Annotated in this window: 18 protein-coding genes; 1 reads left to right on the top strand and 17 read right to left on the bottom strand. The window is 46.4% G+C overall.

What is annotated here, in order from left to right:
- The 8 genes from ligA to ACY8D0_RS22825 form a co-directional block, all read right to left on the bottom strand.
- A complete protein-coding gene (gene ligA, locus ACY8D0_RS22860; RefSeq protein ID WP_462412753.1) occupies positions 1-2,007 on the bottom strand; it encodes an NAD-dependent DNA ligase LigA in 2,007 nt (668 codons plus the stop codon).
- A gap of 108 nt (positions 2,008-2,115) precedes the next feature.
- The gene (gene pcrA, locus ACY8D0_RS22855; RefSeq protein ID WP_462412752.1) at positions 2,116-4,371 is read right to left on the bottom strand and encodes a DNA helicase PcrA; all 2,256 of its coding nucleotides are present in this window, start codon (positions 4,369-4,371) and stop codon (positions 2,116-2,118) included.
- Between the two features lie 71 nt (positions 4,372-4,442).
- Entirely contained in the window at positions 4,443-5,132 is a 690-nt protein-coding gene (gene pcrB / locus ACY8D0_RS22850) for a heptaprenylglyceryl phosphate synthase (RefSeq protein ID WP_462412751.1), read from the bottom strand.
- A 298-nt stretch (positions 5,133-5,430) separates the two neighbouring features.
- Entirely contained in the window at positions 5,431-6,321 is an 891-nt protein-coding gene (locus ACY8D0_RS22845) for an IS3 family transposase (RefSeq protein ID WP_462408623.1), read from the bottom strand.
- The gene (locus tag ACY8D0_RS22840; protein WP_462408624.1) at positions 6,318-6,611 is read right to left on the bottom strand and encodes a transposase; all 294 of its coding nucleotides are present in this window, start codon (positions 6,609-6,611) and stop codon (positions 6,318-6,320) included. The genes ACY8D0_RS22845 and ACY8D0_RS22840 overlap by 4 nt, the downstream gene beginning before the upstream one ends.
- A gap of 268 nt (positions 6,612-6,879) precedes the next feature.
- Positions 6,880-7,197, bottom strand: coding sequence for a YerC/YecD family TrpR-related protein (locus ACY8D0_RS22835; RefSeq protein ID WP_462412750.1), 318 nt, complete (start codon positions 7,195-7,197; stop codon positions 6,880-6,882).
- Between the two features lie 30 nt (positions 7,198-7,227).
- The gene (locus ACY8D0_RS22830; protein WP_462412749.1) at positions 7,228-8,283 is read right to left on the bottom strand and encodes a DUF3048 domain-containing protein; all 1,056 of its coding nucleotides are present in this window, start codon (positions 8,281-8,283) and stop codon (positions 7,228-7,230) included.
- Positions 8,284-8,352: 69 nt separating this feature from the next.
- Entirely contained in the window at positions 8,353-10,098 is a 1,746-nt protein-coding gene (locus ACY8D0_RS22825) for an adenine deaminase C-terminal domain-containing protein (protein WP_462412748.1), read from the bottom strand.
- Between the two features lie 162 nt (positions 10,099-10,260).
- Between ACY8D0_RS22825 and ACY8D0_RS22820 the strand changes: the two genes are divergently transcribed.
- Entirely contained in the window at positions 10,261-10,596 is a 336-nt protein-coding gene (locus tag ACY8D0_RS22820) for a YgaP family membrane protein (RefSeq protein ID WP_462412747.1), read from the top strand.
- 231 nt (positions 10,597-10,827) lie between these two features.
- Here ACY8D0_RS22820 and purD read toward each other — a convergent pair whose 3' ends face one another.
- Genes purD through purC form a run of 9 tightly spaced genes read right to left on the bottom strand, consistent with a single transcriptional unit; the run spans position 10,828 to position 20,502 of the window.
- Complete coding sequence (gene purD / locus ACY8D0_RS22815; protein WP_462412746.1) at positions 10,828-12,096, bottom strand: phosphoribosylamine--glycine ligase; 1,269 nt, start codon at positions 12,094-12,096, stop codon at positions 10,828-10,830.
- 16 nt (positions 12,097-12,112) lie between these two features.
- Positions 12,113-13,651: a bifunctional phosphoribosylaminoimidazolecarboxamide formyltransferase/IMP cyclohydrolase gene (gene purH / locus ACY8D0_RS22810; RefSeq protein ID WP_462412745.1), complete on the bottom strand. Its 1,539-nt coding sequence runs from the start codon at positions 13,649-13,651 to the stop codon at positions 12,113-12,115.
- Positions 13,626-14,228 (bottom strand): phosphoribosylglycinamide formyltransferase, encoded by a 603-nt coding sequence (gene purN / locus ACY8D0_RS22805; protein WP_462412744.1) that lies wholly within the window; start codon positions 14,226-14,228, stop codon positions 13,626-13,628. Before purN ends, purH begins: the two co-directional genes overlap by 26 nt.
- Positions 14,225-15,259 carry a phosphoribosylformylglycinamidine cyclo-ligase gene (gene purM / locus ACY8D0_RS22800; RefSeq protein ID WP_462412743.1) on the bottom strand — a complete coding sequence of 345 codons (1,035 nt, stop codon included), beginning with the start codon at positions 15,257-15,259 and terminating at the stop codon, positions 14,225-14,227. The genes purN and purM overlap by 4 nt, the downstream gene beginning before the upstream one ends.
- Positions 15,260-15,264: 5 nt before the next feature.
- Positions 15,265-16,674 (bottom strand): amidophosphoribosyltransferase, encoded by a 1,410-nt coding sequence (purF, locus tag ACY8D0_RS22795; protein ID WP_462412742.1) that lies wholly within the window; start codon positions 16,672-16,674, stop codon positions 15,265-15,267.
- Positions 16,650-18,878, bottom strand: coding sequence for a phosphoribosylformylglycinamidine synthase subunit PurL (purL, locus tag ACY8D0_RS22790; RefSeq protein ID WP_462412741.1), 2,229 nt, complete (start codon positions 18,876-18,878; stop codon positions 16,650-16,652). Before purL ends, purF begins: the two co-directional genes overlap by 25 nt.
- A complete protein-coding gene (gene purQ / locus ACY8D0_RS22785) occupies positions 18,862-19,545 on the bottom strand; it encodes a phosphoribosylformylglycinamidine synthase subunit PurQ (RefSeq protein WP_462412740.1) in 684 nt (227 codons plus the stop codon). The genes purL and purQ overlap by 17 nt, the downstream gene beginning before the upstream one ends.
- On the bottom strand, positions 19,542-19,796 hold the full coding sequence (purS, locus tag ACY8D0_RS22780; protein ID WP_462412739.1) for a phosphoribosylformylglycinamidine synthase subunit PurS: 255 nt from the start codon (positions 19,794-19,796) through the stop codon (positions 19,542-19,544). The genes purQ and purS overlap by 4 nt, the downstream gene beginning before the upstream one ends.
- Positions 19,789-20,502 (bottom strand): phosphoribosylaminoimidazolesuccinocarboxamide synthase, encoded by a 714-nt coding sequence (purC, locus tag ACY8D0_RS22775; protein ID WP_462412738.1) that lies wholly within the window; start codon positions 20,500-20,502, stop codon positions 19,789-19,791. The genes purS and purC overlap by 8 nt, the downstream gene beginning before the upstream one ends.
- Positions 20,503-20,739 lie beyond the last annotated feature (237 nt).

The following is a 20,739-nucleotide window of genomic DNA, read 5'->3' as shown; positions in this document are numbered from 1 at the left end:
TTACTTATTCAACTCTTCCAAGAGCTTCTCTTCATCCCAGATTTCAATACCAAGTTCTTGTGCCTTGGTCAGTTTCGAGCCCGCATCGGCGCCGGCAATCACTAAATGGGTTTTCTTGCTGACACTGCCAGCCACATTGCCGCCGAAGGCTTCAATCTTTTCCTTCGCTTCATTTCTTGATAATTGTTCAAGCTTTCCGGTGAGCACGACGGTTTTTCCGGCAAAAATAGAATCTGATTCCGCTGCCGACACCGGTCTTGCTCCTTTGTATTCCATGTTCACCCCGAAGGATTTTAGTTCCTCAATCAATTCTTGGGCTTCTTCCATTTCAAAATAGTTCACAATGGAATCGGCCATTTTATCGCCGATTTCATTGATAGCGGTCAAATCCTCTTGGGAGGCAGCCGCCAGCCGTTCCATGGTCCCAAACTGCTGGGCGAGCGTTTTAGCTGCTTTCGCCCCGACCAAACGGATCCCCAGACCAAATACCAGCTTTTCAAGCGAATTGGCTTTGGATGCCTCAATGGCTTCTAACAGGTTAGAAACCGACTTTTCCCCCATCCGTTCAAGTGAAATCAGCTGTTCACGGGTAAGTCTATAGATATCGGCCACGTCGCTGATTAATTGTTCAGCAAACAGTTGGCTGATGACCTTTTCCCCAAGTCCTTCAATGTTCATCGCATCTCGTGATACAAAATGAATTAAGCCTTCGCGAATTTGCGCCGGACATTTGGGATTGATGCAGCGCAAGGCCACTTCCCCCTCAAGCCGGACTAACTCACTCTCACACTCCGGACAATGGGTTGGCATATGGAAGTCCATTTCTTCCCCGGTCCGTTGGTCAGCCAGCACATTGACAACCTCAGGGATAATGTCACCCGCTTTTTTCACGACCACTTTGTCGCCGATTTTAATATCTTTTTCCCTAATTAAATCTTCATTGTGCAGAGAGGCGCGTTGTACGGTTGTACCCGCCACTTTTACAGGCTCAAGAATCGCCGTCGGGGTAATAACACCGGTCCTTCCGACACTAAGTTCAATGGCTAACAAAGTCGTGACGACTTCTTCTGCCGGGAATTTATAGGCAATGGCCCAGCGCGGGCTTTTGGCCGTAGTCCCGAGATCTGCCTGCTGCACAAGGGAATCGACCTTGATTACAATCCCGTCAATCTCATAGGCCAAATGTGGGCGCTTCTCTGTCCAGCCGCTTATATACTCGAGCACCTCATCAATGGTGGCACATTTTCTTCGTTCTTTATTGGTTTTAAAGCCTAGACGATCTAAATAATCAAGACCTTCGCTATGGGAATCTACGCCAATGACTTCCGGATTGCCGATGGCATATAAAAATGTATCTAATTTACGGGATGAGGCAATTTTCGGATCCAACTGGCGCAGCGATCCGGCTGCGGCGTTCCTTGGGTTGGCGAACAGTTCTTCGCCCCGTTCCTTTCTTGTCTCATTCAGGGCGTTGAAGGAGCGCTTCGGCATGTAGGCCTCACCGCGCACCTCTATGGAAATGGGTTCCTTTAACCGGAGCGGAACCGATTGAATCGTTCTTAAGTTGGCCGTAATATCCTCGCCAATCGTGCCATCGCCGCGGGTCGCCCCTTGTACAAACAAACCGTCTTGATAGCGCAGGGAAACGGCCAATCCATCAATTTTCAGTTCGCAGACATAGGAAACATTGTCACCGACCGCTTTGCGGACCCGCGCGTCGAAGTCCCGCAAATCCTGCTCGTTAAAAGCATTGCCGAGACTTAACATCGGAATGTTATGCTCCACTTTTTCGAACATATCGAGAACCGCGCCACCTACCCGCTGTGTCGGGGAGTCTGGTGTTTTTAATTGCGGGAACTCCTCTTCAAGCTTGATTAGTTCCTGCATTAGCTGGTCATACTCCGCATCCGGTACAGACGGCTTATCAAGCACATAATATTCATAACCATATTGATTTAACAAGTTTTGTAATTCCTTGACACGCAGCTCAGCGCTTTGAAGGTCCATAACTCCAGCCCTTTCATCAAAAGATCATCAGTTTAACGCTTTAGTGTGATGGGGGCCTGTCCCCCATTGCATTACCGCTTTAGCGCGGTGGGGACCTGTTGTCCCCGGTTATGCTTTTTTGATTGGTGCGAATTTCGCCAGTAGGCGTTTGATGCCGGTCGGGCTTGGGAAGGCGATGTCGAGTTCGGTTCCTTCGCCTTGGCCTTTGACACTGACGACGGTTCCGATTCCCCATTTGCCGTGCTCGGCTTTATCGCCGACCTTCCAGCCGAGTTCATCCCCGCCGGATGCAGCGGCAACCGGTCGGGTCACAGGTTTTCTCGGTGCCGGAGAAGTTCCTCCAACTGAACTTCTGGCTGCACCCATGGACGGACGTGATGGAGAACCAAACGGCCGTGATCCAAATGAAGTGGATTCCCGCTCCATTCCTTCTAGAAGATCTTCTGGAATTTCCTTAATGAATCGGGAGGCAGGATTCATATTGGTGCGGCCAAACAATGTTCTCATTTGAGCGTTCGTCAGGAATAGAGTTTGCTCCGCTCTGGTGATTCCGACATACGCGAGCCGGCGTTCCTCTTCCATTTCTGCCTCTTCCATAAGGGAACGGCTATGCGGGAAGACGCCCTCTTCTAAACCGATTAAGAAGACAACCGGGAACTCCAATCCTTTTGCCGAGTGCAGCGTCATCAAGACAACAGCATCGGACTTTTCCCCGTCATCGTCCATCGAGTCGATGTCAGCGACAAGGGCCAAATCCGTCAGGAACGCAACAAGGCTCTTATCTTCACTGGATTCCTCAAAGTTTTTGGTAACCGACAATAATTCCTCAAGGTTCTCTAAACGGCTCTGTGCTTCCAGTGACTTTTCTGCTTTAAGCATTTCTGTGTAACCTGTTTTATCAAGAACTTCTTCGACTAATTCGGTAACGGATAAGTATTCCTGCATTCTCGTGTAATTAGTAATTAAATCACGGAATTCCCTGGCCGCTTTGGTGATTTTTGGGCTTAATCCCAACAGTTCAACCGAGTCGAGGGTCTTAAAAATGGAAATATCATGCTCCGCCGCGTAATTCGCAATCTTATCAAATGAGCTTGAACCGATTCCCCGTTTTGGAACATTGATAATCCGCTGCAAGCTGATATCATCATCCGGGTTGGAAATTAACCGCAAATAGGCCAGCATGTCCTTAATTTCTTTCCGATCATAGAATTTGGTGCCGCCGACAATCGAGTAACTGATAGTCGATTTTAACAGCACTTCCTCCATTACACGGGACTGGGCATTGGTCCGATAAAGGATGGCGATGTCCGACAGACGGGTCTTGTTATCGCGGGTTAATTCTTTTATTTTTCCGGCGACAAACTGGGCTTCTCCCTGCTCACTGTCGGCACGGTAATAGACGATTTTGTTGCCTTCCGGGTTTTCTGTCCAAAGATTTTTAGCCTTGCGGTTAAAGTTGTTTTCAATCACTTTGTTGGCGGCCAGCAAAATCCGTTTGGTCGAACGGTAGTTTTGCTCAAGGAGGATCACCGTTGCATTCGGGTAATCCTTTTCGAATGACAGGATGTTGGCAATGTCCGCTCCCCGCCAGCGGTAAATCGATTGGTCAGAGTCACCCACGACACAAAGGTTTTTAAACCGGGCTGCCATTTTTTTAACTAACATATATTGGGCACGGTTGGTGTCCTGATACTCATCCACGTGGATATATTGGAACTTTCGTTGGTAGTATTCCAATACGTCCGGAATGCGTTCAAACAGTTGAATGGTTTTCATGATCAGGTCGTCAAAGTCGAGCGCCTGATTTTTCCGCAGCCGCTTTTGATATTCCTTATACACATCGCTGACGACTTGTTCAAAATAGCCACCCGCTGTTTTCTCATACTCTTCGGGATCAATCAATTCATTCTTCGCTGAACTGATCGCCCCTAACATGGCCCGCGGATCAAATTTTTTCGGGTCAATATTTTTATCCTTTAGAATCCCTTTAATGACCGATTGCTGGTCGGTTGTATCCAAAATCGTGAAATTACGGTTGAAACCGATGCGGTCAATGTCCCGGCGCAGGATTCGCACGCACATCGAGTGGAACGTCGAAATCCAGATATCGTCTGCTGTACCGCCCATCATTTTGCCAATCCGGTCTCTCATCTCACGGGCTGCTTTGTTGGTAAACGTGATGGCCAGGATATTATAGGGATTTACCCTTTTTTCAACGATTAAATACCCAATCCGATGGGTAAGAACTCTGGTCTTACCACTACCGGCACCAGCCATAATGAGCAGCGGCCCATCCGTCGCTTTGACGGCATTTTGCTGTTCCGGATTCAACCCATTCAATAATTTATCTGTTAAATATTGCATGTTTTCACCCCAAAACCAAACATTTGTTCTTACTATTTATCATATCGTTCTTTCCGTTTATTGGCAAATTCCTATTGAACACTCTTTACGGTTGCTAGTGCTGCTTCAAAATTTTCGTAGATGGCATTTCCAACGACAATGACATCCGAATGCGCGGCCATTTCTGCTGCTTGCCCAGGTCCCGAAATTCCTCCGCCATAAAACAGGGTCGTGTTAGAGTTCGTGAGAGTTTTTTTTACTTCAGCCACCAAATTGGGGTCCCCGTATGTTCCGCTGTATTCCAGATAAAAAATCGGCAAATGGAACATTTTGTCGGCCATCATGGCATAGGCTTTTACGTCTTCGGTGGTTAAATGGGTCTTAGCTGAAGTGAGTGCAGCGGCTTTGCAGTCTTCGTTCAAAATGCAATAGCCCTCCATCACAATCTCGTGCCAATCCATAATTTCGCCGAATTCCTTCACTGCCTGATGGTGCATGCCAGTAATCCATTCAGGATTACGGCTGTTTAACACAGTCGGGATAAAATAGAGATCAAATCCGGGCGTAACTGTCTCGATGCTGGAAACTTCAAGCACACAAGGAACCGTGTAACGCCGGACTCTTGCCATTAAGTGCAGCACGTTATCGAGAGTCACCCCATCTGTTCCTCCTATGAGGACAGCGTTGGTACCTGATTCGCAGATTTCTTCTAATTGATCATCCGAGATCTCTTTATTGGGATCTAATTTAAATACATGGCGCCATTCGCGAACATCGTACATGAGAGGAGCCTCCTATATTTCTTTCCATTTCACCATTATAGCATTGCATGGACAATTAAAAAAAGGAAACAATACATCTAGAAATAGAAATAGTATCCAATGGCCTGCTAAGTTTCCTGACGGCCTATTTTTTGACCATTACGGCCTGCTTTGCGGGAGTTATGGTCTTCTGTCAAGAAAGTGGACAATAAAATTTGAGACATTATTAAACAAAACCACTACCGCACTTCGTTTGGTCCGTATTAGAAATAGTCAATCGAAAAACATGATTGACTATTTCTAACACCAAATGGCTATATTACGAGATTTTTTCTACTTCATTTTGTTGGTGACTTCTCTCAAATTGATTCGGTGATTGGTTTCCTAAGGTCGAATGCTTTCGTCTTTCGTTATAAAAACCACTAATATAATAATTAATGGCTTTTATAGCTTCAGCCCTTGTAGTAAAGCGTCTCCTGTAAATTAGCTCTTTCTTGATAGTTGCGTGAAACGATTCAATACAAGCATTATCGTACGGGTCGCCTTTTTTACTCATACTGATTTGCAATTTTTTCTCTTTCAAAATATCAACATAATCATGCGAACAATACTGAGAACCACGATCCGAGTGATGAATTAAGCCTTCTCCAGGCTGCCTTGAAACAATCGCCATATTTAACGCTTGAATGGATAACTCTTTCTTCATGTGTGAAGCCATACTCCACCCTACAATTTTTCTAGAAAATAAATCCATGACCGATGATAAATAAACCCATCCTTCAAGTGTCCAAATATACGTAATATCAGCTACCCAGGCTTGATTAGGCTCCTTTACGTTGAATTGGCGATCTAAAAGGTTAGGATAAATATTTAAGTCATGATTGGAATCCGTAGTAACCACAAACTTTTCTGTTGGAATGGCTTTTAATCCCATTTCTTTCATCATTCGAGCGACCGTTTTTTGGGAAATGATATATCCCCAGTCCAGAAGATCAGAATGCACTCTAGGACTACCGTACGTTCCAAAACTTTCATGATAGGACTTACTAATCTTCTGCTGGAGCTCTAAACGATAGTCCTCCTTCTCAGAAAGAGGATTGTTCAGATTTTTGACCCATTTATAGTAGCCACTTGATGATACTTTAAGAACTTTGCACATCTTCGCCACAGTGTGTTCATCAGAGTGGGCTTGAATAAATTTATAAATCACGCTTGGTTTTTCGTGAAGATGTGCATGGCCTTTTTTAGAATTTCATTCTCCTCTTTTAACTGTTGAAGCTCTTTCTCATGTTGCTTTTTTAGTTTTTCTAGTTCTGTGGGTGTAATATAGTTCTCACTTGTCTTCCCAGCATTTATTTTCGCTCTATAAACTGTCACCCACCGGCTAATCGTCTTAGTGGATATTTCAAGCTCGTATGCGACATCTGTAGCTTTCCTGCCTTCTTCAACAATTAATTTACAAACATAATCCCTGTATTCTTGAGTATGGTGCTTACCCATAGTGAACACGTCCCTTATTAATGATGATTGTATTATAAACTAAATCTCATTTTAACGTGTCCACTTTTAAGACTAACCTCAGTTACGACCTATGTCGGGACATTTACGACATTTTTTTAAGTACTTACGTCCGATTCTCGAGTATTTACGACTTATTTTTGGAACAAAATGGAATATCCTCAGCCAGAGTATTCGATTCACAAATACCAGAAAAAACATAAAAAAGCACATGAGGTTTATCTCCCCCATGTGCTTCACTCTTCTATTATCACTCCGCTGCCTCAGTCGCTTCTTCCTGCCCATTCAGGCGATCTAACACCATTTCATAGCTGTCATTCCCGAAGTTCAAGCAGCGCTTCACCCGCGATATCGTGGCCGTACTTGCGCCTGTTTCCGATTCAATTACGTGATAGGTTTTCTTCTCGCGCAGCATCCTGGCTACTTCAAGACGTTGGGCCAAGGCCTGAATCTCATTGATGGTACATAAATCATCAAAAAAACGATAGCATTCTTCTAAATCTTTTAGCGAAAGGATCGAATTAAACAATTGATCAAGTTCTTTGCCGCGTAATTTATCAATTTGCATCTTTTTATACCCCTTCTTTTCATAAAATAATCAATTTGCTTCAAATGAAACGCTTTGGGCAAGCCCTGGGTTCGAAGGAACGACATTGACCCATGTTTTGCCTGGGACCAGCCCGGCCTCTTTCCCGTCTTTCACCGGAACGATTTCGCCGTTTTTGTTCATCCAGTTCACTTCATTGACTTTGCCCATTTGCAATAAATAGCCTTTGCCGCCCGATTTTAAATCAATGGACAAATGGCCCGTCGAATCCACCACTTTGTGATTGGCTTCAATAATGAAAACATTGTCTAATAAAACTGGTTCATTGGTATCTAGCTCAACGGTTTGCTTGGCGCCGTTGAACCGTTTATATTTGCCCAAAGCAGGATCGAACTCATACATGCAATTGGAGATTCCGCCATGGGAATAAACAATCATAACAGAGTTCCCTGGGTTTCCTGTTAAGGCCTGCTTTTCCTCGTCTGTTAAAAACTTAAAGCTTGGCGGGGTTTGGTCCATCGAGTATTTTTTCATTTCCGCACCCTTTAAAACATTCTCATAGGTGATATAGGAGTTGTGAGGCGCTTTTCTCGTGCTCGACCGCTTGAACAAAGTTCCGTCATAATCCATGCCGTTTATGTTATCCACATAATTGCTCACAAGCATCTGCCTGGCTTCTTCGCTGTAGCCATGGGCCACATAAAAAGCATTCAACCCTTTTGCCAATTCGATATAATACGCCCTTGCGCTGCGTACAGGCCCGATATTTGTCGGCTTTTCACTTTGAAACACGGCCAGGAACCTTGTGACGTCCCCTTCGGCAATCATTTCATAAACAATATCGGCTTTCGATAAACCAGATTGCGGCCTTGCCAGCGGATGGTTGTTGACCATAACGGCAACCGCCCTTCCTTCCGTACTGGCATCCGACTTGATTCCTGTCAACGGATAAACATTGGGACTTTCCTGTTCTTTCACTGCCGGTTTTTGCTCTTTAACTGTCTCTTCCTGATTTTGTTTCGATTCGGGTGCCTTTACTGTTTCTTTCTTGCTGCAGCCAGTGAACAATAAGAGGACAGCGGCTATGGCGATAGCCCATTTTCTCATGAATGAACCCCCTATATATCATTATAGCCCCTTTTACTTTCACGCGTTAGTTCTTTACTCAATTACAGTTTAACGCATTATTGACGGAAAGAGTACTGTTTTATTCATGACATCATACATTCCTTGCTGGGTAATGCGAATGTAGGGCAGATGAGTGGCGGAGAAGAATAACATACTGTAAATCGGATTCAAATACGAATACCCTCTGGCCGCCAGTTCGTCTGTCAGTATTTGTTCCTGCTCTGCCAATTCTTCCAACGGGAGGTCGGACATCACTCCGCTTAACGGGAGAGGAAGTTCAAAAACCACTTCGCCTTTTTCGACTATCACAATTCCCCCGCCCAATTCTTTCATTCTATTAAAAGCAGCCAGCATATCAGGCTTGCTTTTTCCTATTAAAATAATATCTCCCGTGTTGGAAAACGAACTCGCTAGAGCAGAAAGCTTGTTGGTAAAGCCCTTTAACATCGTATTAATCCGCCATTTTCCATCACGGTCCATCAGGGTAAAGAAACTCTCATCATGGGTCATCGGCAATTCATCATTAGAAACATCAATCGATATCGAGTATGGTTTCGTGATGACCGCATTAACCATTTCAATTCCAAACGGCATGGAGAATTGCAAATCATCCATAGTTAACTTCCAGTCCAGGTTCATCGGTGTCAGTCCGTATTCATCCCAGTTAAACTTTGGATAAGCCCCGTCGACCTTAACGCCGTCGCGCTTCACCCATTTTCCTTTCGCCAATACCGAGACAGGTGTCGGATTATCAATGCTTGCTAGGAAGTTAATATTTGCCACACGTCCGGTTGCGATATTGCCATATAAATGATCAAGATTATAATATCTGGCAATATTGACGGTGGCCATATTATAAGCATCGATAACCGGGATGCCTTTTTCGATCATCATCCGAATCAGCAGGTCGGTCACCCCTTGACGGTAAAACAACGGCGTCGACCCGTCCGTATTTACTAGCAATCTATCATACGCTTCAATTCCCAGCCTTTTCATATCATCCAAAAGGTTCGGCAGGTCCGGGCGAATCGACGAGTGCCTTAATGACACAGTATAGCCCTGCATCAAGCGATTGTATACCTCTTCCCCATTGATGGCTTCGTGGTCACAATCGGCTCCAAGCAGCATCATTTTCGCCAAAGTCTTTTCGGAGGCTCCCGGAAAATGGCCTTCGATTTTTTTGCGTTTTCGCTTGGCTTCCTGAATCCAGTGCAGCATCATGTCGTCGCCATCCAGCAATTTTGGCCATCCGGTCAGTTCCCCGCCTTGAAGCACCCCATCGTAATCAAGCCATGATTTAATATTACTGTGTGAAAAAACCTCGACTTCATCCAAAATTTCTGTCTGCGAATCAAATCGGCACCACCAAAACATCGTAGTCGGCATCGTTCCGAACTGATTCACCAGTGAAAACGCTTCCTCTTTTGGCAAATGCAAAGCAAGCGCCATATTGTCATTAATCATCATGGTCGTTCCAAATTGGGACGCATATTCGGCGAGTGTTTGGGGATTATAAAGTTGAAATGGATGAGCATGTGGTTCAATGTATCCTGGTACGAGTATTTGGTCCGTGCAATCCAGGACTTCACAATTGTCCAGTTTGGCTGGCAGCTGGTCGCCAACATAAACAATTCGATCTTGATAAATCCATATATTCGCTCTCATCCATTTACGGAATGTTTGATTTAAATACAGCGCATTTTTCAATAACATGGTGGGAGCGGTACTCCCATCCAGTACAGATACATGCGTGCGCAAATGTTTATTTTTCCATCTGTAGCGTTGTTCTAGCACACAAAGCCCTCCTTTAAAACAGTTGTATATCGTAAAAAGTTGATTTTATCATAAAGAAAGCCCTTACAAAATTTCTTTAGTTATTATACTATCATATTTTATTGTTTAACGCAGTAAAGAATTTCAAAATTTCACCAAAAAAATTGTGAAGGAGTGAACAAAATGAAAGTAAAACAAAATATCGGAATTTTGAATGCATTAATCCGCATTACGCTTGGGCTGACCTTGCTTTCTTGGACCACAGCGAAAATGGTAAAAAAACCATGGCGGGATTCCTACTTGCTTGTGGCAATTTGCGCCGCAATGAAAGTGGCGGAAGGTATCGTCCGATATTGTCCGGTTACAGCATTATATGAAAATTATCAGGGCAATATGAACAGTGGTTCATCTGGGGGCGGCCATCAATCTGAAGGACAGCATTCCCGCACAACAGATGGTACCACCGCATCGCGCGACAGCATGGAAGGGGTTGCCGAAGGTCAGACTCCTCCGAACTAATTTGGAGAAAAGTCTGCGATATCAGGAAAAATTGAAATATATCGGGAAAATTTTCAATTTATCAGTAAAAAAATAAATATATCAGGAAAATTTTCAATTTATCAGGAAACATAGTGAATTTATCAGAAAAACTCCAAGAACGTATAAATAGGGCTGCCCCAATAGGAGCAGCCCTTGAAAAGTATGGGAATGGTTTTCCCAACCTTCGATTTGGCGTATTTGTTGCCCGCTCTAAAGAACGGGCTGTATAGCTTTTGCACCGATATCTTTCCGATAAAATACCCCGTCACACGTCAATTTTTGCAGTTCGACGTAGACCTTTTCCTGGGCATCGAGCAAAGTCTGGCCCTTCGCACCAACGAGAAGAACCCGTCCGCCATCCGTGACAAATTCATCCGACTCATTTTTACGCGTACCTGCGTGAAACACATGAACTGAACTTCCCAACTGATTAAGCCCGCTCAGTACCGCACCCTTTTGATAGTCACCCGGATACCCTTTAGAAGCCACAACCACACCCAACATCGATTGAGGATCCCATACAAGCTCCGGAGATTTGCCGTCTAACAATTCCAAAATGACTTGTACTAAATCAGAGTTTAATCTAGGCAAAATAACCTGTGTTTCCGGGTCGCCAAACCGGGCATTAAATTCAATCACCTTTGGCCCGTTCACTGTTTTAATCAGCCCAGCATACAGAATGCCGCAGAAGCTTCGGTTCTCCTGAACCATCGCTTTGGCCGCCGGAATCAATACAGTTTCCACAGCTGTTTGGATCGTTTCCGCACCGATATGGGGGACAGGTGAATAAGCTCCCATGCCACCGGTATTCGGCCCTTGGTCCCCGTCAAATGCCCGTTTATGGTCCTGGGCAATCTCTAAAGGCACCACCACTTCGCCATTGACAAAGGCCATTAAGGAAAACTCTTCTCCTGCCAAAAATTCTTCGATGACCACCTGAGAAGAGGCATCTCCGAATTGCTTGCCCACTAACATGTTCTTCAGGCTTGCCAGCGCTTCCTCCACTGTCAATGCCACCGTTACCCCTTTACCGGCAGCCAGACCGTCCGCTTTAATGACAATCGGGGCGCCCTTTTCCTTTACATATTGGCTTGCTTCCTCAAAGGAAGTGAACACAGCATATTCAGCTGTTGGAATTTCGTACTTTTTCATCAGTTCTTTGGCAAATGCCTTACTGCCCTCGATTTCAGCAGCCGCCTGCCGCGGGCCAAATACCTTTAGCCCCACCGCTTCAAACCGGTTTGCTAAGCCCGCCAAGAGCGGGACTTCCGGTCCGATGATAGTTAAGCCGATACCCTCTTGCTGGGCAAAATCGATCAGCTGGTCTTGGGCTGACTCATCAATGGAAACCAATTCTGCTACATCCTTCATGCCTGCATTGCCTGGCGCAACATACACCTTTTCCACAAGCTCACTTTGGCTGACCTTTTGGCAAATCGCGTGTTCTCTTCCTCCACGGCCAATCACTAAAACCTTCACTCTAAATCACCTCCGATTAGTGTTTAAAATGTCTGACCCCAGTAAATACCATGGCAATACCGTATTTATCCGCCATATCAATGGAGTCTTGGTCTTTCTTCGAACCTCCCGGCTGGATGATGGCCGTAATACCCGCTTTAGCGGCTGCTTCTACGGTATCGTCCATTGGGAAAAAGGCATCAGAAGCTAATGCTGCGCCTTCTGCTTTGGCACCTGCCTGCTTAAGGGCGATTTCAGCCGAACCGACACGGTTCATTTGACCGGCACCGACTCCAAGCGTCATTTCATTGCTGGAAACTACAATCGCATTGGATTTCACATGCTTTACCACTTTCCAGCCAAGCTTCAACGCTTCCCACTCTTCAGGTGTCGGCTGTCTTTTGGTTGGTACGGTGATGGTGGCATTCTCAAGTGAATATGCATCCCGTTCCTGGACGAGCAAGCCGCCTTCAACAGTGGTCAATTTCACTTCCGGTTTTCTGCCTTGTTCAAATGGAATGGTCAGCAGGCGGATATTCTTTTTGCCGGTTAAAATCGTGACGGCTTCCTCTGAGTAGGATGGTGCAATCACAATCTCCAAGAATATTTCATGAAGCTTGCTTGCTGTCTCGGCATCCACTTCGCGGTTAAATGCGACAATGCCTCCAAAAATGGAAACCGGATCGGCCGCAAATGCTTTTTCAAATGCCTCAAAAGTGCTTTTGCCCACTCCGACGCCGCATGGATTCATGTGTTTCACAGCTACGGCTGCCGGCTCGTCAAACTCTTTGACAATTTGCAAGGCCGCATCGGCATCATTGATGTTGTTATAGGAAAGCTCTTTTCCATGAAGCTGTGTGGCATAAGCAATAGAAAATTCCGAACCGAGCGGTTTTTTATAAAAAGCGGCCTTTTGATGCGGGTTCTCGCCATAGCGGAGCGGCTGCTTTAATTCATAGGTAACCGTTAATTTTTCCGGTGTTTCTTCTTGTGCCAAGTTGGTCATGTATTCAGCAATCAAGGCGTCATAAGCGGCTGTATGGCGGAACACTTTTGCAGCAAGCTTTGTTCTTGTTTCAAGGGAAGTTTCCCCGTTCGCCGTTAATTCTTCAATAACTGTGCCGTAATCCGCCGGATCCACAACAACCGTTACATATTGGTGGTTTTTCGCAGATGAACGCAGCATGGACGGACCGCCGATATCAATATTTTCAATCGCTTCCGCCACCGTCACATCCGGTTTTTCAATCGTCTGCTGGAATGGGTACAGGTTGACACAGACCACCTGGATTGGATCGATTCCATGCTCCATAAGCTGCTGTTTGTGGCTCTCATCCTCATGTTTAGCCAGCAGCCCGCCGTGAATAAATGGATTGAGTGTTTTGACGCGGCCGTCTAAAATTTCCGGAAATCCAGTTACGTCGCTGACACTGATGACAGGGATTCCCTGCTCCTGGAGCATTTTTTTCGTCCCGCCGGTTGAAATGATCTCAAAGCCGAGTTCAGCTAGTTGTTTGGCAAATTCCCCTACGCCATTTTTATCTGAAACACTAATAAGTGCCCGTTTTTTCGTCATGTTTAACCTCTCCTCTTGTTAGCAGCATTTGCAGAATTTCCGGGTAAAGTTTATGTTCAATCCCCTGGATTTTTTGTTGCAAACTCTCTTTTGTTTCATTTTCCTCGATGCGTACCCGCTCCTGGACAATAATCGGGCCGGTATCCATTCCCTCGTCGACAAAATGAATGGTAACCCCGCTCCATTTTGCTCCTGCGGCCAGAGCTTGACCAACCGCATCCTTGCCAGGGAAGTCTGGCAGCAAGGAGGGATGGATATTCAGAATCCGCCCCCTATATTCCGTTAACAATGTGGGGCCGACCAGCCGCATATATCCCGCGAGGACGACCCATTCCACTTGCAAGTTCCTTAATTGCCGGCAAATTTCCTCTTCAAAGGCGTCTTTGCTTGGGAAATCCTTTGGGTTAAAAACAAAAGACGGGATTCCCGCCGCCTTTGCCCGGCCGGCGCAAAGTGCACCAGGCCGGTCGCAAACCAACAGCGAGATTTCTGCCTTCATATCACCTGCTTGAACACGATCAATAAACGCTTGAAAGTTGCTTCCGTTTCCCGAGGCAAAGACGGCTATTTTCTTCATCGGCGGCCTCGAAATCCGTTGATTTGAATTCCTTCCTGTTCGGTCACGACGCCGATTTCATAGGCCGTTTCGCCGCATTCACTGAATAACTCAAGGACTGCCTCGGCATCGGTTGGTTCCACAGCGATGACCATGCCAATTCCCATGTTAAAAATATTATACATCTCTTTGTATTCGATTTGTCCAACCTCAGAGATGAGTTTGAAGATATTCGGGATTTCCCAGCTCTTTTCGTCGAGTTCAGCCCCCAGCCCATTAGGCAGCATCCGCGGGATATTTTCAATAAACCCGCCGCCTGTGATATGGGCCATGCCTTTGAGGTTGAATTTTTGAAGAGCTGATAAAATGGACTTGACGTAAATCTTCGTTGGCTTCAGCAATTCCTCGCCCAAGGTGCAGCCAAGTTCGTTTACATGTTCAATCAATGACCAGTTGTTAAAGACTTTTCTGACCAGGGAATACCCATTGCTGTGGATTCCGCTGGAAGCAAGGCCAATCAGGACATCGCCCGGCTTGATGTTCTCCCCGGTCACCAATTGTGATTTTTCACAGGCTCCGACCGAAAATCCTGCCAAGTCATATTCTTTTTCGCGGTAAAGCCCGGGCATTTCTGCTGTTTCCCCGCCAATTAAGGCACAGCCGGCTTGCTCGCAGCCATCGGCCACGCCTTGGACAATCGCCTCAATTTTTTCAGGAAGCGCCTTACCGCAGGCGATATAGTCTAAAAAGTAAAGCGGCTCCGCGCCTTGGACGACAATATCATTTACGCACATGGCTACAGCATCAATGCCAATTGTATCGTGCTTATCGAGCATAAACGCCAGCATCAACTTGGTTCCGACCCCGTCCGTCCCTGACACCAAAACTGGCTCTTTCAAGTTCAGTGTGGAAAGATCAAACATGCCGCCAAAACCGCCAAGGCCCCCAACTACACCAGCCCTTGCTGTTCTTTGGACATGCTTTTTCATTCGGGCGACTGCTTCATAGCCTGCCTCGATATTGACTCCCGCTTCTTTGTAGGCATTCGCCATGATCGTCATCCCCTTTGGTAATAGTATTGTAGTGTATCTGGATAAATCTCGGTTGGATAATTTCCGGTAAAGCAGCCAAGACAGAAGCCGTTCAATCCTTCCGTTTGGGTAATAGCCGTCGCCATTCCCTCAAGACTTAAAAACGTCAATGTATCCGCCCCGATGATTTGACGAATTTCTTCAACGGTTTTATCTGAAGCAATCAGTTCTTCTTTCGATGAGGTATCGATGCCGTAAAAACAAGGATTTTTAATCGGTGGCGAACTGATGACGACATGGACTTCGGTTGCGCCCGCTTCTTTTAGCATTTTGACGATCCTTCGGCTGGTGGTGCCGCGGACAATCGAATCGTCGACCATGACGACCCGCTTGCCCTCCACCACTCCGCGGACGGCGGACAATTTCATTTTGACGCCCTGTTCCCTAAGTGACTGCGAAGGTTGAATAAATGTCCGTCCGACATATTTATTTTTAATCAGTCCCATTTCATAGGGGATGCCAGAAGCCTCGGCATACCCGATGGCGGCGGAAATGCTCGAATCCGGAACCCCGGTTACGACATCGGCTTCGAATGGCGCCTCAATCGCTAGGCGTTTCCCCATATTCTTACGGGCCGTATGAACATTGATTCCGTGAATGTTGCTGTCCGGTCTGGAAAAATAAACATATTCCATCATGCAGATGGCTTTGGTCGAGCTGTGAGAAAACCGCTCGGAAGTAATTCCGTCGTTGTTAATGATGAGCAGTTCACCGGGCTCGATGTCACGGATGTACTCAGCACCTATCACGTCAAAGGCACAGGTTTCGGATGCCAGCACATAAGCATCTCCCAGGCAGCCAAGTGACAGCGGCCTGAGTCCATGCGGGTCCAGCGCCGCCATTAATTCGTTTTCGGTCATGATTAAATAGGCATAAGCCCCTTTTAGCATCGAAAGCGCATTTTTCACCTGATCCTTGATATGCGGGAAGCCGCTTCTTCTGATTAAATGGGCTAACACTTCCGAATCGGAGCTTGTTTGAAAAATGCTTCCCTGTGCTTCAAGCTGATGCTTCAACGAATTAGCATTGACTAGGTTGCCATTATGGGCAAGGGCCAGGCTGCCAGTTTGCGAATGGAACAAGAGCGGCTGGACATTTTCATAGCCTCCGCCTCCTGCCGTCGCATATCGGACGTGGCCAATCGCAGCATTTCCAGGTAATTCCTTGATGGTATCCGCTGTAAAAATTTCCGTAACCAGTCCTTCGCCCTTTTTTCCTTTAAGGGTATTTCCGTCAGAAACCACAATGCCGGTGCCTTCCTGACCGCGGTGCTGCAAGCTATGAAGCCCATAATAAGTCAGCTGGGAAGCATCCGGGTGTCCCCAAACGCCAAAAATGCCGCACTCCTCATTTAATCCCTTGATTTCAGCAAGCATGGGATCGCTCCTCTCCAAGCGGCCTTTAATTCTGCAACCGGTGCCGCAACGACCGTTTGACCTTCATCCGTAACAGTTAATGTTCCAGAATTGTTGATTTCACCAATTAGCTGGGCTTCTTCTACTAAACCTTCAAACTCTGCTTGTTGGTCTTTTTTCACCGTTAATAGAAAACGAGATTGGGTCTCACTGAATAAGGCTGTAACAGGATTTCCTTTAATGCTGATTTCCGCTCCAAGTGTTTCACTGTCGAATAGACTTTCAGCTACGGCCACACCTAGACCGCCCTCAGACAGGTCATGGGCAGACTGAACCACTCCCGCGCGAATCGCCGATAGGATTTGCTGTTGTCTTGTTTTTTCTGTTTCGATATCTAGCTCCGGCGCTTTGCCAAAAATACGCCCGTACGTCAGCTTTTGCAGTTCACTGCCGCCGAACTCCTCTTTGGTTTCCCCGACAAGATAAATCAAATCGCCGTTGTTTTTGAAATTCTGGGTAGTGATATGATCCAGGTCGGTAACTAATCCGACCATGCCAATAACTGGTGTCGGGTAAATCGCCGTACCGCTTGTTTCGTTATATAGTGACACGTTACCGCCAATGACTGGAGTTTCAAGCACACGGCATGCCTCACTGATTCCGTCGGCCGCTTTTTCAATCTGCCAAAATACTTCTGGTTTTTCCGGGTTGCCAAAATTGAGGTTATCCGTAATCGCTAACGGCTCGGCACCGGAACAAATGATATTGCGGGCAGCTTCAGCCACTGCAATTTTTCCGCCTGTTACAGGATCCAGGTAAACATAGCGGGAATTACAATCGGTCGTCATGGCCAAGGCCTTGCGGGTTCCCCTGATGCGGGTTACCGCAGCATCCGAACCTGGAGCGACAACGGTGTTAGTGCGGACCATGTAATCATATTGCTCGTAAACCCATTCTTTGCTGGCAATCGTTGGCTGGCTTAACAGCTGTAACAATGTTTCTTTCAAGTCATCTACTTGGGGTGCTTCATTTTCCATCGCTTGGAATTCCGCAAAATAAGCCGGCTCTTCTGATGGTTTTTGGTATACCGGTGCATCTTCTGCCAGTGCATCGACTGGAATGTCGGCCACTACTTCGCCTTTATGGAACAGGCGGAACTGCTTGTCGTCGGTTACTTGGCCGATGGCGACGGCTTCTAGGTCATATTTTTTAAACAGATCTTTGATTTCCTGCTCTCTGCCCTTTTTCACGACAATCAGCATCCGTTCCTGTGATTCGGAGAGCATCATTTCATAAGCGTTCATGCCGGTTTCCCGCTGTGGAACGAGGTCCAGATTCATCTCAATGCCCATTCCGGCTTTGCTGGCCATTTCCGAAGACGAACTGGCAAGTCCTGCTGCACCCATATCTTGAATCCCGACAAGGGCATCCGAATGGATGAGCTCAAGGCAGGCTTCGAGAAGCAATTTTTCCATGAAGGGGTCACCGACTTGGACGGCCGGACGTTTTTCATCGGAATCCTCTGTCAACTCTTCAGACGCAAAGGTTGCCCCGTGAATCCCGTCACGGCCTGTTTTGGCCCCGACATACATGACGGTGTTGCCAAGTCCATGCGCTTGCCCTTTTTTAATATCTTTATGGTCAATCAGACCGACACACATCGCATTGACGAGCGGGTTTCCTTCGTAGGAAGGATCGAACTGTACTTCGCCGCCTACGGTTGGAATCCCGATGCAGTTGCCATAGCCGGCAATGCCTGCGACGACTTCTTTAAATAAATAACGAGTTCTTGCTTTATCCAATTCGCCGAAGCGAAGGGAGTTCAACATCGCGATTGGGCGGGCACCCATGGAGAACACATCCCGGATAATTCCGCCAACGCCGGTTGCGGCGCCTTGGTACGGTTCAATCGCCGATGGGTGGTTATGGCTTTCAATTTTAAACACAACGGCCTGGCTGTCGCCGATATCGACAATCCCAGCCCCTTCTCCTGGGCCTTGAAGAACTCTTGGGCCGGAAGTAGGGAATTTTTTTAAGACAGGCTTGGAGTTTTTATAACTGCAATGCTCCGACCACATAACCGAGAACAAACCCGTTTCGGTGTAATTCGGCGTCCTGCCGAGAATCTTTTCGACCATCGCAAACTCTTCATCGGACAAACCCATTTGCTGATAAATTTTCTCTTGTTTAATTTGTTCCGGATTTGGTTCAAGCGTTGACAACATGTGCTTCCCTCCAAGATTTTACGATTGATTGAAAAAGTTTCAGCCCGTCGGCACTGCCTAACAGCTCATCGACGGCCCGCTCAGGGTGCGGCATCATGCCAAGGACGTTGCCTTTTTCATTCGTGATGCCGGCAATATCGGCAAGGCTTCCGTTCGGGTTTTGCTGGTAGGTAAATACAATCTGGTTATTCGCCTTCAGCATCTCGAGCGTCTCTTCGTCACAATAGTAATTGCCTTCGCCGTGGGCCACTGGGATCGTGATGGATTCGCCTGGCTGGTACTCAGCCGTAAACATGGTTTGATTGTTTTCGACTATTAGCTCGACTGGTTTGCAGATAAACGATAGACTTTCGTTCCGTCTCATCGCTCCAGGCAGCAGGCCTGCTTCAAGAAGGATTTGGAATCCATTGCACACGCCAAGCACCGGCTTGCCGGCTTCCGCCGCTTTGACGACTTCCTTCATGACTTTGCTGAAGCGGGCAATCGCACCGGTACGTAAGTAATCTCCGTACGAAAAACCACCCGGCAGGAGGATTCCATCGAACCCTTCTAAGCTTTCGGTATCGTGCCAAACGTACTCTGCTTCTTCGCCGAGTTCATCTTTGATGCTATGGTACATGTCGACATCACAGTTGGATCCAGGAAAGACGATGACCGCAAATTTCACTGTGCGACACACTCCTCTACCTCATAGCGATAATCTTCGATAACCGGATTGGCTAATAGTTTGGTACAAATTTCGTTGATAACCTCATTCAGGTCACGCTCTGATTTTTCAATGGTGAGTTCCATATATTTGCCGATACGGACATCGGTTACTTCCTGATAGTTTAATGAGTTGAGAGATTGTGTAACAGCCTTTCCCTGCGGATCTAGAACACTTTCTCTTAATGTGACATACACCTTTACTTTAAACATGCTGATGCCCTCCAAGTCTTTTTAAAATCGTTTCATATGCATCGGTTAAGCTTCCTAAGTTGCGGCGGAATACATCTTTATCCAGCTTTTCATTGGTTTCTTTGTCCCATAGGCGGCAGGTATCAGGAGAAATTTCGTCAGCCAATAAAATTTGTCCCTGTGCGTCCTTGCCAAACTCGAGTTTGAAATCGATCAGGTTAATGCCTAATTCTGCAAAAAAGCTCGATAAAATTGCATCAACTTCTAACGCCTTTTCTTTTAAAATAGCAATCTCTTCCGTTGTAGCAGCTTTTAGTTCGAGGATATGGTCGACGGTTACGATTGGGTCTCCCAGTGCATCATCCTTTAAGTAGAATTCAACGATTGGCTGCGACAGCGGCCGGCCTTCTTCGATTCCCAACCTCTTAGAAAAGCTTCCTGCGGCTACGTTACGAACAACGACTTCCAGCGGGATGATGGATACGCGTTTCACCAGCTGCTCTGTTTCGGAGACGCGCTTGATGAAGTGCGAGTCGATTCCTTTTTCTTTTAGCATGGAAAATAGCAAACTAGTAATTTCGTTGTTGAGACGACCTTTGCCGGTGATTTCAGCTTTCTTTTCTCCATTAAAAGCAGTGGCAGAATCTTTGTACTGCACCAAGACCACTTGTTCTTCGTCTGTAGCATAAATGCGTTTGGCTTTTCCTTCATACAACAGTTGACTCATTTGGATTGCCTCCTAATTAGCAATATTGGGAATCTTCAGTCTGTAAAAATGCAAGCAGATACTGTTTTTGCTGCCCAGTACGATTTTTTGTCTTGGGTATGGCAGGCCTTCTACGTTACCCTGTGCTTGCCTCTTCTTTGATTGGGGTCACGTAGAACCCTCCTACGTGACCGTAAGCTCAATTTTTCTTTGGTTTCGGTCACGTAGAGCCTTTCTACGCGACCCAAAACCTGCTAT

Source organism: Neobacillus camarae, from assembly GCF_054950115.1.
The sequence above is the reverse complement of the archived record's forward strand: the minus strand, read 5'-3'. Positions and strand labels throughout refer to the sequence as shown.

Coding starts and splice junctions, on each gene's coding strand:
- ligA (WP_462412753.1), bottom strand. CDS start 2,007: ATGGACCTTCAAAGCGCTGAGCTGCGTGTCAAGGAATTACAAAACTTG.
- pcrA (WP_462412752.1), bottom strand. CDS start 4,371: ATGCAATATTTAACAGATAAATTATTGAATGGGTTGAATCCGGAACAG.
- pcrB (WP_462412751.1), bottom strand. CDS start 5,132: ATGTACGATGTTCGCGAATGGCGCCATGTATTTAAATTAGATCCCAAT.
- ACY8D0_RS22840 (WP_462408624.1), bottom strand. CDS start 6,611: ATGGGTAAGCACCATACTCAAGAATACAGGGATTATGTTTGTAAATTA.
- ACY8D0_RS22835 (WP_462412750.1), bottom strand. CDS start 7,197: ATGCAAATTGATAAATTACGCGGCAAAGAACTTGATCAATTGTTTAAT.
- ACY8D0_RS22830 (WP_462412749.1), bottom strand. CDS start 8,283: ATGAGAAAATGGGCTATCGCCATAGCCGCTGTCCTCTTATTGTTCACT.
- ACY8D0_RS22820 (WP_462412747.1), top strand. CDS start 10,261: ATGAAAGTAAAACAAAATATCGGAATTTTGAATGCATTAATCCGCATT.
- purH (WP_462412745.1), bottom strand. CDS start 13,651: ATGACGAAAAAACGGGCACTTATTAGTGTTTCAGATAAAAATGGCGTA.
- purN (WP_462412744.1), bottom strand. CDS start 14,228: ATGAAGAAAATAGCCGTCTTTGCCTCGGGAAACGGAAGCAACTTTCAA.
- purM (WP_462412743.1), bottom strand. CDS start 15,259: ATGGCGAATGCCTACAAAGAAGCGGGAGTCAATATCGAGGCAGGCTAT.
- purF (WP_462412742.1), bottom strand. CDS start 16,674: ATGCTTGCTGAAATCAAGGGATTAAATGAGGAGTGCGGCATTTTTGGC.
- purL (WP_462412741.1), bottom strand. CDS start 18,878: ATGTTGTCAACGCTTGAACCAAATCCGGAACAAATTAAACAAGAGAAA.
- purS (WP_462412739.1), bottom strand. CDS start 19,796: ATGTTTAAAGTAAAGGTGTATGTCACATTAAGAGAAAGTGTTCTAGAT.
- purC (WP_462412738.1), bottom strand. CDS start 20,502: ATGAGTCAACTGTTGTATGAAGGAAAAGCCAAACGCATTTATGCTACA.